Source organism: Sulfuricurvum sp. (genome assembly GCF_049587615.1).
GTDB lineage: Bacteria > Campylobacterota > Campylobacteria > Campylobacterales > Sulfurimonadaceae > Sulfuricurvum.
This window is the reverse complement of the sequence record NZ_JBAVEF010000018.1, coordinates 1-2,308: the sequence shown is the minus strand read 5'-3', so window position 1 is coordinate 2,308 and position 2,308 is coordinate 1. Positions and strand designations below refer to the sequence as shown.

The following is a 2,308-nucleotide window of genomic DNA, read 5'->3' as shown; positions in this document are numbered from 1 at the left end:
GTGCCGCCTCCACTATAAAATACACTCAATTTACGGGCAGATGGCAGAGCGGTTGAATGCACCGGTCTTGAAAACCGGCGAGGGTAATACCTCCCTGAGTTCGAATCTCAGTCTGCCCGCCACTTACACTTAAACTCCCCCATTTACGGTACTTCCAGAGTTCAAAAAATTTACTGTGCCCAAACTGTGCCCATTGTGTGTCAGCAGTTTAGTGTTTATTCGGACAGAAAAGAAGCTCTTTTTCTTCGAGTTTGTTTGATGTATCGTGCATACTTTTGAAGCGTCATAGAACTGTCTTTATGACCGAGCATATTACTCACCCATAAAATGTCCTCACCGTTTGCGATCATGAGACTGGCAAAAGAGTGTCTCATCTGATACAGATTTCGGTATTGTATTCCTGCTTTTACCAATGCAGGCTTCCAGTACCAAAGACTGATCTTATCGCAGGTTGTAAACGGCTTACCAGTATACGTCTCGAATATATACACGCCTCTATTGCTAGAGAGTTCACGATGCTTTTGCAGATACGGGATCAGCACATCGATGATTTCCACCTCCCGAATCGAGTTTTTCGTTTTCGGGAGGGTTTCAATCCCCTGTCTTCGGCTCCGTCTGACATGAATGATTCCCTCATCCCAGTCTACATCCTCCCATTTGAGGCCGATGATCTCACCCGTACGCATCCCTGTAAAAAATCCGATAGCAAAGAAACATTGCATCGATTCGGGGACGGCGTTGATGATGGCGAAGATTTCCTCTTTGGAAAAAGGCTTCTTCTCTCTGGTCTCATCGTTTTTGGGAGACTTCACCCGAGTGAACGGATTGATCGTAATGATCTCGTCCATCATGGCATCCTCAAGAATGGTTTGGAACACGGTGCGGATCGCTTTAACCGTTTTTCCCGATCTTGTCTCTAACAGTTTATTCTGCCACTTGGCTAAATCGGAAGGTTTAATCTGTGCAATCGGCTTGTTCCCGAATTGGGGCTTGATGTGTTGATGGTAGCATTGATCGTACTTCTTTTGCGTCAGTTCGCGCCGTTCGTGCTTATGGATTTCAAAGCTTGTCGGCATGAACTGATGAAGCGTGATTGCTTTCGTTTGTTGTTCGGTCTTTTCAAAGAACACCCCTTGATTGAGCTTGTAGACAATCTCGGGGATAATGTATTGCTCGGCTTTCTTGCGGTTTGTTTTCGTATCATCAAGATCAAGACTTCGGCGATACCGAACGGATTGATGATAGAACGTTATCCACAATCTGCCGTCGCGACTTATGAGTTTCATCGGTTTCCTTTCCGACCACCCAAGAGTCAATCGCAACTCTATCAAATAAAATTCTACCCGTTTTATTGTAAAAGTGGATTCCTTCCAACAGGTGTTCGTCTTTGATCTTGTAGATGCGGTCTTTGGAATAGCCGAGATATTCGGCTAGCTCTTTGACGTTAAGCCATCGCTTCCCCTGAGCTGTTTTCAGTTCCTCGCTCATCGTTTCAATGAGTTGGAACATTTTAGGGAGGAGGTTAAGATGCTCTAAACCAAGTTCCATGGCGTCATCCTCCCAAGCACTTTTTTACGATTGATTCGTCTATCCAATTCATCGCGTGCCATCTCAATTTGCACGGTAAGCAACTGGTAACGCAATGAATCCTTATCGAGAGCATACCGCTCTAAAGGCAGATCAATCAACAATCGGCGCAGTCCATAAATTGTTTCATACCGAAGCGATCCATAATGTTCTTCCACATAAGCTTTAATTGGTATCTGATTCATTTCAGTCACCTCACCTCCACGGATTGTCGTCGTTTAAATCCCGACGATCCAGTTCACGGCAGACCTCCACATACCGATCAAAGAGTTTTTGATGTTCTGGATCGCTCTGCGGGATGGTGTGCATCTCTTTGGAAAGGCTTGCTTCAAGGTTTTGCAATCCCTCGTCGCTGTAAGTTTTGAAATCATCTTCATAGGATGTTTCCTCCTTGTATTCTTCAAATTTATTTTTAAAAAGTTTTCGCATTTCAAAGTCTTCCCGCGCTCTTTGCAGTACATCGAGAAAGAATTGAAAGGTCGGTTGTCGATCATGAATGAACAGGCGGGTGATAACCTTCTTGATCGACTTTTCAGCATCTTCGAGAGAATAGCGGTAGGTGATCTTTTCGATCTTCTCCAAAGGAGTTTCTACTTGCATAAATTCTTTGATGCTATACGAGTCTTTGATGTGTTCCCAGATCGGGAGCGTCTCGGCTCTACGACGGTTAGGGGTGTTGATCTGATCTTCGGTGATCGTTGAGAGATCAAGGAGACGGATT

Annotated in this window: 3 protein-coding genes, 1 tRNA gene and 1 pseudogene; 1 reads left to right on the top strand and 4 read right to left on the bottom strand. The window is 44.7% G+C overall.

Annotation, left to right across the window (positions count from 1 at the left end; genetic code table 11):
• Positions 1–34: 34 nt before the first annotated feature.
• A tRNA-Ser gene (locus WB308_RS03505) sits at positions 35–122 on the top strand.
• Positions 123–215: 93 nt separating this feature from the next.
• Here WB308_RS03505 and WB308_RS03500 read toward each other — a convergent pair.
• From WB308_RS03500 to WB308_RS03485, 4 genes and pseudogenes are all read right to left on the bottom strand, one after another.
• Positions 216–1,286, bottom strand: coding sequence for a tyrosine-type recombinase/integrase (locus WB308_RS03500; protein WP_424189042.1), 1,071 nt, complete (start codon positions 1,284–1,286; stop codon positions 216–218).
• Positions 1,210–1,548, bottom strand: coding sequence for a helix-turn-helix domain-containing protein (locus WB308_RS03495; RefSeq protein ID WP_424189040.1), 339 nt, complete (start codon positions 1,546–1,548; stop codon positions 1,210–1,212). The genes WB308_RS03500 and WB308_RS03495 overlap by 77 nt, the downstream gene beginning before the upstream one ends.
• Positions 1,533–1,772 (bottom strand): hypothetical protein, encoded by a 240-nt coding sequence (locus WB308_RS03490; RefSeq protein WP_424189038.1) that lies wholly within the window; start codon positions 1,770–1,772, stop codon positions 1,533–1,535. Before WB308_RS03490 ends, WB308_RS03495 begins: the two co-directional genes overlap by 16 nt.
• 10 nt (positions 1,773–1,782) lie before the next feature.
• A pseudogene (locus WB308_RS03485) lies at positions 1,783–2,308 on the bottom strand (hypothetical protein); the annotation flags it as partial.

Coding starts and splice junctions, on each gene's coding strand:
- WB308_RS03490 (WP_424189038.1), bottom strand. CDS start 1,772: ATGAATCAGATACCAATTAAAGCTTATGTGGAAGAACATTATGGATCG.
- WB308_RS03495 (WP_424189040.1), bottom strand. CDS start 1,548: ATGGAACTTGGTTTAGAGCATCTTAACCTCCTCCCTAAAATGTTCCAA.
- WB308_RS03500 (WP_424189042.1), bottom strand. CDS start 1,286: ATGAAACTCATAAGTCGCGACGGCAGATTGTGGATAACGTTCTATCAT.